Origin of the sequence: Bartonella sp. B10834G3 (genome assembly GCF_016102505.1) — a bacterium.
Lineage (GTDB): Bacteria > Pseudomonadota > Alphaproteobacteria > Rhizobiales > Rhizobiaceae > Bartonella > Bartonella choladocola.
On sequence record NZ_JACFOM010000030.1, the window covers coordinates 1 to 221 of the forward strand.

1 protein-coding gene is annotated in these 221 nt (G+C 42.5%); it reads right to left on the minus strand.

Going from position 1 to position 221, the window contains the following annotated elements; all coding sequences use genetic code 11:
• The coding region (locus H3S94_RS11810) for an invasin domain 3-containing protein (protein WP_198241189.1) at positions 1–221 on the minus strand (221 nt) is incomplete at both ends.

The following is a 221-nucleotide window of genomic DNA, read 5'->3' on the forward strand; positions in this document are numbered from 1 at the left end:
CGTATCGATCTCACCGGCGGTCAATGTCACTTCCGCTTCAAGAGTTCCAACAGCAACAGAAGAAACCTTCGGTGTAATTTTATAAATTCCGGCAAGCGTGCCTTTTAATGTGGCTTTATAAGTGCCATCCGGTGATTCTTGAATTTCCGACAGATTAACGGCACGACCAGTTGTATCTATCTCCTTATTATCTTTGTCCGTTACAACAAATTTCAACTTGC